Origin of the sequence: Rhizobacter sp. (assembly GCA_021153565.1) — a bacterium.
In the GTDB taxonomy this organism is placed as follows: Bacteria; Pseudomonadota; Gammaproteobacteria; order Burkholderiales; family Burkholderiaceae_C; genus Albitalea.
In genome coordinates this window covers 1-8,249 of record JAJKJU010000084.1, presented here as the reverse complement: position 1 = coordinate 8,249, position 8,249 = coordinate 1, and the positions used below count along the sequence as shown (strand labels likewise).

Annotated in this window: 5 protein-coding genes and 1 pseudogene; 4 read left to right on the top strand and 2 right to left on the bottom strand. The window is 62.5% G+C overall.

Features of this window, described 5'->3' with window-relative positions; translation table 11 throughout:
- The first annotated feature begins 352 nt into the window (after window positions 1–352).
- From AC30NL_RS05440 to AC30NL_RS05425, 4 genes and pseudogenes are all read left to right on the top strand, one after another.
- Window positions 353–3,394, top strand: a complete 3,042-nt coding sequence (locus tag AC30NL_RS05440; RefSeq protein ID WP_489462996.1) for a dynamin family protein — start codon at window positions 353–355, stop codon at window positions 3,392–3,394.
- Window positions 3,384–3,587, top strand: coding sequence for a hypothetical protein (locus tag AC30NL_RS05435; RefSeq protein ID WP_489462995.1), 204 nt, complete (start codon window positions 3,384–3,386; stop codon window positions 3,585–3,587). The genes AC30NL_RS05440 and AC30NL_RS05435 overlap by 11 nt, the downstream gene beginning before the upstream one ends.
- Before the next feature lie 22 nt (window positions 3,588–3,609).
- Window positions 3,610–6,111 carry a helicase-related protein gene (locus tag AC30NL_RS05430; RefSeq protein ID WP_489462994.1) on the top strand — a complete coding sequence of 834 codons (2,502 nt, stop codon included), beginning with the start codon at window positions 3,610–3,612 and terminating at the stop codon, window positions 6,109–6,111.
- Window positions 6,112–6,299: 188 nt separating this feature from the next.
- Window positions 6,300–7,064, top strand: a pseudogene (locus tag AC30NL_RS05425) (transposase); the annotation flags it as partial.
- Between the two features lie 74 nt (window positions 7,065–7,138).
- Here AC30NL_RS05425 and AC30NL_RS05420 read toward each other — a convergent pair.
- Window positions 7,139–7,630, bottom strand: a complete 492-nt coding sequence (locus tag AC30NL_RS05420) for a DUF6884 domain-containing protein (RefSeq protein WP_489462993.1) — start codon at window positions 7,628–7,630, stop codon at window positions 7,139–7,141.
- Window positions 7,627–8,249, bottom strand: a 623-nt coding sequence (locus AC30NL_RS05415; protein ID WP_489462992.1) for a hypothetical protein, incomplete at its 5' end; no start/stop codon positions are given. The genes AC30NL_RS05420 and AC30NL_RS05415, both read right to left, overlap by 4 nt.

The following is an 8,249-nucleotide window of genomic DNA, read 5'->3' as shown; positions in this document are numbered from 1 at the left end:
CACCGTGTATCGCGCGCGGCGATTCGATCCGTCTTTCTTGCTCATCTCTCGTTCTCCATGAATGCATTTTCAGCTTCAGCTATGGAGTACGTTTTTCGGGGCCCAGGCACGGCTTAACTGCACTATCTGCTCCGTTGCTCCTCTGAGCCCTTGGTGGCCGATGCGGGCAGCGCGATGTCGATGATGACCCTTCGGCCACGCCGTGTGACCTTGCTGTCCACCTTTTTCAGTGTTCTCCTTCAGGCTATCCCGGAAACATTTGGCACTCTCGGGACAAAGCTCCCATGCGCGATTTCTATCCAAAGATGAATACTAAACGGATAGCAGCAACCCAAGCGTCGAGGGAGGCGTGATGGATCTTGAGCGCGAAGTTCACATCTGCAACCTGCAGAGAAACACCGTCGATATGGGTCAGGATCGCGACAACCTATTCGTACCCAATAAGGCCCCCTCGGAGGCCGTCACCCAGGAAGAGCGGTGGAGACTTGAAGCCGCATTGGTCGGCAAGCTCAATATGGTCGACTTCCAGAATGCAGTACCTATGCTTCGAAGTCTGCGGCTGTTGAATGGCACGAAGGAGGCGACGCAGGGTCTGGAGCTCAGGCTGGATACGGCCCCGGCTTTCGTAAAGACAAAGGTATGGCATGTCGACGCAGTCGGGGCCGGGCAAGGCTATGTCATCCCTGATCTTGATGTGCAGGTAGACGGCGGACTGCTGTCTCGACTGACTGAACCTGAAACGGCCACGGTTTCACTCTCGCTTTATTCCAAGGCGGAACCTCGCATGGAGCTGGCTCGTTTGGATCTGCCAGTGGAGTTGTTGCCACGAAACAAGTGGGGCGGGTTGTCGCAGTTTCCGAGGGAGCCGATGAACCCAACGAAAGAAGCAACAAGCGGGATTGCATTGCTGAAGTGGTTCGAGACGTCGGCTCAGCCGTTTCTGCGAAAGCATGCTCCGGCCCGCTTGGCAACGTTGGAGAACGACCACGCGCGGCTCAAGCGCCTGCTGGAACTGCCGGACCAAGTGACGGTCTGCTTCCTGGGCAACTCGGGGATCGGCAAGAGCACGCTGCTCAACGCGCTGGCCGCTGGGGCCGAGCATGTCCTGCCAGCGGGCGGCATTGGACCGCTCACGGCACAAGCGACTGAGGTTCGGTACAGCGCAAGTCCCTCGTTCCGTGTGACCTACCACCAACGCAAACACCTGTGGAAGGTCGCCTTTGCATTGGAGCGGAGGCACGAGAACCAGCTTCGTATGGCCCAACAAGGGCAGTTACCTGATCCTGAAGCCAGCAATGGCGACACATCCTCGGCCGAGTTGGCCGAGATTCTTGACGACGACGATCGGAATGACGCCGTCGCCGATGCAGAGGTCGACGTACCCGGCGCCGACCCCGAGTCGCCCCAGAGGGATGCGCTTGACCAGATCATCAAGCAGGCCAAGCTGATCATCACCGGAGATCAGTTCAGCAAGGTGCCGTTGCCGTATCTGATCGACGCGCTGAGGGTGGCCTGCGATGTCAAGCCACGGTGGAGACAGACCATAGGCGCCGAAGACGCAAAGCGTCTGGCCAGGGTGCGACAGATTCTTCAATTGCCGAAGGAGAGGCGAATCCTTGAACGCCGACAAGGCGACGATCGCAAGGCCTTTATGGCAGAGCTTCGGGACCATGCGGCCGGTTTCCTGGCGCCGTTGATCGAAAGAATTCAGGTGGGCTGGCCTTCTGAGGTGCTGCAGTCCGGCGTGGAACTGGTTGACCTGCCAGGCGTTGGTATTTCGAGTGATGCGTACCGCCATGTGACCAAACGCTATGTCCGCGAGATGGCACGAGCAATCATCGTGGTGGTGGACCGGGCCGGGCCGACTGAGGCAACTGTAGATCTCTTGCGCAGCAGCGGCTATTGGGACCGCCTGGTGGGTGCAGCAGATGACCCGGCGAGTGACCCCTGCACGATGCTGATTGCGGTGACCCGCGTGGACGATGTGGCCTGGACTGCCTGGCAAGATTGGGATCCCGGTCACGGTCCTCGCCCAAAGAAGCGCGAGGTTTTCGCCCAGAAGATTGGCGAGTTCAAGCCGCGCATGCGGGCGCAGATTTCCGAGCAACTGGGCAAGATTGGCGACTCCGCCAACGCAGCCGTTCAAACTGCACGTGAGCAAGCACGGGCCAGCATCCTGGGTAGCCTGGAGATTCACCCGGTTTCAGCACCTGAGTACGGAAAGATTCTGAAGGAAGACGAAGAGGATGTGGCCATCCTCAAGGACGTGGCCGAAACGGGGGTGCCGGAACTCCAGCAGTCGTTGGTGCGGCTGGGCACGTCCGAGCGCCAGCGCAGGGCGGCGCAACTGCAAGACGTGACCGACCGTCTGGGTGGCAGCCTGCTGAGCGAGTTGCAGATCATCGACGGTCAGTGGCGCACCGAAGGGCGCGCTGCCGACGAAGCCCAGCGCCTAGAGGACGCTCTGAAAGAAATTCTGAAGCCCACGCGTGAGGAGTATGACCGCCGTGTCGGTGCCTTTCGAGAGTTTCTGGACTCGACTGTTCAGGCAAAGATCGAGGCCCTAGTACTGGAAGCCCGCGGAGCTGCGGAGGTCGAGGTGCAGACCTATTTGTTGTCACTTCGCTATGCCCACTGGGCAACTCTTCGTGCCGCTGTTCGACGGGGGGGTGTCTTCGATGGACGGCGGGTGATCAACTTGCCGGACGACATCAGCAACTACTTCCAGGAGCCGATGGCGGCTGTGTGGGGACAGAGACTGTTGAAGGATGTGCGCAAGCGCACGACGGAGCTTTCATCAGACATCGAGCAGATGGTGGCCGTTCTCTGTGGCTGGGCCACTGAGAACGGCGGGGCTTCGATCAACAAGAAGCTGTTGCATACGCAGCAGGAGCGCGTGGCCGCCATGGCGGAACAGATGAAGCAGGTCGGCAAGGAGGCGGTGGACGAGTTGCGCAACACGGTAAAGTCGAAGCTCTCAGAGGCGATCCGCGCGCCGATTCAGCTGGCATGTAGGAAGTTTGTGGATGACGGCAACCACATCGGTCCAGGCGTGAAGTTTCGAATACTGGAGCTCTTCGGAAAGCTGGCCGCCAAGGCAACAACTGCGGCGCAACAGCCTGCTGTCAATATCCTGCAAATCAATTTCTCTGCCGTGCGCGCAGAGATACAGACGGCGTTTGCTCAGGGGGGGGATCCGATCCAGGGCACGGCGGACCTCATCGTTGAAAAGCATGAAGAGCGCGTGAAGCGGTCTGACGCCCAGAAACGCGGTCCGATCCTGGCAGAGCTGGAGGGCGTGCTCGTGGCGTGCCCGGTTCAGACCAAGGCGGAAGATCCAGCAACAGTGCTGGGCTCGGACACCAGGGAAGGGAATGCACAACATGATGTTTGAGTACTGCGGACACGCGCGGACGATCCTGCGTGCAGTGGACGACTTCGGCTTCGAGTCGTACGACTTGGTGAGCGTGCCCATGCGACTGCTTGGGGGGGGGCTCGGCGCCGCCATTGGTGGAGGCCAACATCGACAGGCGTCGGGTCAAGCCCGTGCTGTCACCCGCGCAGTTGACGGCGGCCAGAGCCCTTGACGAAGGTGACAACTGGCTGGCGATGACCAGCCGTAGTCTGGCGCGGTTGTATGCCGGCTTCCTGATTGCCGAAGATCCGCAGCGTCGCCTGGATGCGCGCAAGGCCGCAACCCTAATGCACCAGGTCAGCCTCGTGCAGCATATCCTCGATCACGAAGAGCTGCGCAAGGTGCTCATCGGCGACGAAGTGGGACTCGGCAAGACCATCGAGGCGGGGCTCTTGATGCGACGCCTGATCGACAGAGACGCGTCGGTGCGCATCTTGTACTTGGCACCGGCACGGCTGGTGAGGAACGTGGTCAACGAACTGCGTGACAAGCTCGACATCGATGCACGCGCGTGGGTGGCAGGCGCACTGGGCGACGCACGCTTGGAGTCCGACCGCGTGGTGGTGGCCAGCATCCACAAAGCCGTGTTCGGCGCAAACCTCGAGCGGGTGACTGGCAGCGGCCCATGGGACATGGTGGTGGTGGACGAGTGCCATCACCTTTCCGATTGGGACGCCGATGGCGGCAAGCCCAATCAATCTTTTAAGCTCGTTAGCCAGCTAGCCAAGGGCATGTCTCCGACTGGGCGGCTGGTGTTGATGAGTGGCACACCGCACCAGGGCAACGAAGCGCGCTTTAAGAACATCCTCCGCTTGCTGTCGGACGACGGCAAGCACATTGCCGGTGCGGCTGGGCGCGTGATCTTCCGAACCAAGGATCGAGTGAGGGATTGGCGAGGTGCCCCCTTGTTCCCGTCGCGCGACATTCGCGAGCCCACGGTGGTTCGCCTGGGGCAGGCCTACGAGCGCTGGTACCTCGACATCGGGGCGCTGTATGACGCCGAAGGTCCGGACGGGGCGCGCGCCCGGGCTGCTGGCTGGGCCAAGGGCCAGGCGCTGCAGTGGGCTGCATCCAGCGTACAAGCTGGCATTGGCTACTTGGTGCGGCTGGCGATGCGGCGCCTAGGCTGGGCCCTCGGCCAGCCAGCGCTGACTCGCGCCATCGCGGCGCTACGGCCCTACCGCGGCGGGCCGGTCAACGAGCCGTTGGAGGTGCTGTTTGAGCGCCTGTCGCGGCAGGTCGGCGTGCGGATTACGGAGCAAGGGCCTCTCGAGGACGAGGAGGTCGATGAAGATGAATGGAAGCCGGATGCCATCCATTTGGCCAGACTGCTTGACGAGGGTGTGCACCTTATGGGCGGGAATGCGGCACAGGCCAAGTGGGATGCCGTGTGCAACTTGATTGACGCCGCAGGCGACGAGAAGGTGGTGTTGTTCGCCCAACCGGTCGAAACGGTCACCGTGGTGGCAAGCATCCTGGAGCGCCGGTACGGGCAGAAGCCAGCGTTGATCATCGGCAACCAGAAAGACGAAGAGAGAACGGCTGAGGTGGCACGCTTTCAGTCGGATTGCGGCCCGCGCTTCCTGGTCTCATCGCGCGCAGGGGGCGAAGGCCTGAACATGCAGCGTGCAAGAAGGCTGATCCACCTGGATGTACCCTGGAACCCGATGGACCTGGAGCAACGCATTGGGCGAATCCATCGTTTCGGGTCGCGCAAGACGGTAATCGTTGACACGGTGGTAGCCGCAGGCAGCCGAGAGGTGGACATGTACCGCGTAGCGCGAGACAAGCTGGCGATGATTGCCCAGCACTTGGACCCGGAACAGTTCGAGACCTTGTTCAGTCGCGTGATGTCGCTAGTGCCGCCCAAAGAGCTGGAATCCGTGCTGAGCGATGTGACCGGCGCGGTCGGCCTTGATGACCCGGCTATCCAGCAGATTGGGCGTCTCGTCACCGAGGGATACCGCTCGTGGAGCACGTTCGATGAGGCCTATCGTAAGCAAGCGGAGCAGATTCGCGCCACGGATCCGGGCGAGGCCCATTGGGCCGACCTGGGCAGCTTCCTTGTGAAGCACTGTGGGGCGAACGAAGGCAGCGCGGCAACCTTCGGATCGTTCACATTCCAGGACAACGAAATCGTGGCCGTCGAGGAAGAGGTACCGACGATTCACTTCGGCGGAAAGGCGTTTGCCTGCGGAGACACGGGCGGCCTGAGAGCGGTTGGCGCTGATGGGTCAGCCGCTCTGCAGTTGGGTCTGAACATTGAGGCCGTGCAGCAGGCGTTGGCCCAGCAGTTCGCGCTGGGGCGTCGCGTTGGGCCGGCGTTCGTGAATCGGCCTGAAGGCCTCGACTTCCTCGGCGCCGAAAAAGAGGTGGTAGTCGTACTCGCCTTCCTTCGGCAGCGCCTGGAGCAGGAACGCGGCACCTGGGCCGAGCGCGACTTGTCTTTGCATTGCTTTTCGGCCCCGCCCAGAGGGAAGCCGGTCGAACTAAACGGAAAGCAGAGAGCCGCGCTCATTAGGGAAAGCCATCTGGTGCCTCGAATCAAGGATGGAAGTGCGGTTCTCTTGCAGGCGGACGTTGTGGCGCTCGAGAGTGCCATTTTCCGAACGCTGAAGCGGCCGAGCGACGAGCAAATGTCTGCCGGCGTGAGATACGCGCTGTGGCCGCTGGCGACGTTGGTGCTTGTGCCGTAGTCAGACGCTGTTGTAGCTCCCTCAACTCCGCTATTCGCGCTCCCGAATGCAGGGGGCCTGAAAGCCACCCCTTACAAGGTCTTGCTGAGAAAGTGGCTGTACCCTCCTGACTCCATAGAGGAATCAGGAGAGCGGAGATCCGGCAAGCCGTTATCGAGCGATTTGAGCAGCATGCGCCGGCGTGCGTGATGGCGCGAGTGGCGCTTGAGCAGGCATTGCCGGCTGCCTGGGTGGACGAGATGTTCGAGGCGGATCGCCAGCGTCAGTACCCGAGGGAGCTGATGTTCTCGACCATCGTGGAGTTGATGACATTGGTCACGTCGGGACTGCAGCCGTCGGTGCATGCGGCTGCACGCAAGATGCAGAGCCTGCCGGTATCGCTGGCGGCGCTGTACGACAAGCTCAAGCGCACCGAGCCGGCGGTTCTGCGAGGGCTGATGCGCGGCAGCGCGCAACGTCTGGTTCCGGTTGCCGCGCAGTTTGATGGGCAGGCGATCCTGCCGGGATGGCAGTTGCGCATCGTCGACGGTAATCACTTGCCGGGTAGCGAAAAGCGATCGCAGCCGTTGCGCGGGCATCGATGGGCGGGTTGCCGGGGCACAGCTTACCCGGACGTGGGCCTGGTGTGCGATGTGGTGGGCTGCGAGGACGCGCACGAAAGCGAGCGAGTGGGCGTGCAGCCCTTGGTGGAGGGCGCCCAGCCCGGGCAACTGTGGATAGCTGATCGGCACTTCTGCACCCACGCCATCGTGCAAGGCTTCAGTCAGGCGGGGGCGAGCTTCATCGTGCGCGAGCACGCACGCCACCCGCGATTGATGCAGCAAGGCGTCTGGGGCGAGCACTCGCGCATCGACACGGGGCAATTGCGCGAGCAGGCCATTCCCGTCCAAGCTGTCCCCGACGCCCAGGCCGCGCCGCCGGCTTGGCGGCGCATCGAGATCGAACTGGACACATCGAACCGAGTGACTGCCTGCACCTCCCTGCGGATCCACGCGCGGACCTTGAGTTCGCCAACGTACCCCATTGATCAGCCCGCGCACGCTCTTTCCTGCGCAGCGATCGCGTCACGCAGCCAAGCTTTCTGTTGACCGACGCCGAGGCCTGCGAGCGGGCGTACGAGCCGCGCTCGCGGCGCAACAACCTGGATGCGAAGCGCCAGCTCCTCGGCGTAATGAGCGCCGGCCAGCATGACCAGCTCGATGTCACCCGCGCGAAGGTCCCACCGCGTTTCGATCGAGGCGAAGACGATCGATGCCCAGCGACGCCGCTCGTCGACGGTCATCGCATACATGCTCCCGTCGTACGGTTGGAGCGACTCCTGCAGGTCGACCACGTGATGCCTCGGCGACAAGACGACGATGTCCTCGAAAGGCTGCAGCCTCGCCCACGCCAGCGACTTGCGAAACACGTCTCCCGTGTAGATCTCGTGCGCAGCCGCTGCACGGTCGAGCTTGCTCGCGCTGCACGCGATGAGGCAAACGCGCCTCACGCCTGCGGGACCCATGATCGGCCTTGTCATGCGAGCACCACCAAGAACAAGAGCACCACCACCAGCAGGCGCTGGTTGTCGTGCAAGAAGCGATGCCAAGTCGATGCGCCAGCGGAAAAAAGCGTCCAAGAGCCCAGCCAGCACCCTGCGGCCGCGAGCATCACCACGCTCACCACCAAGAGCTTGATCGTGCGGGCGAGTTGGTCCGCGCTGTGCCCGGTCACCGAGTAGTAGGCCTCGTCTGGATTGATGGTGCCGGCTGCCGGCCCGTCGGTCACCACGCGCACGCCCGGTGCGGCGTGGGTGGGGCCCGACGGCGTGGGGACGGGCACCTTGACGCCGCCAGATGGATGACCCGAGGCGAACTGCGTGCAGTTCGAACCGGAACCCGTGATCGTGTAGCCGCCAAAGCGCGAGATGTATTCGGTGATCGGCGTGTTGTTGCCGTCCCTCGGCACCGACCGACCATCGCTACGAAGAAACGCGGCCAGGTTCCCGCTGCCGACCAGGTGCGCTGCGGCGATCATCCCCGACTGGGTCATCTCGACGCCGCCGACGGTCTGGCCGACGTAGCTCTCGAGTCCCTGCGCCTTGATGTAGCTCCACACGCGCTGGTGATAGGTGGCGATCGCCTGCGCCTGCGCGGTTG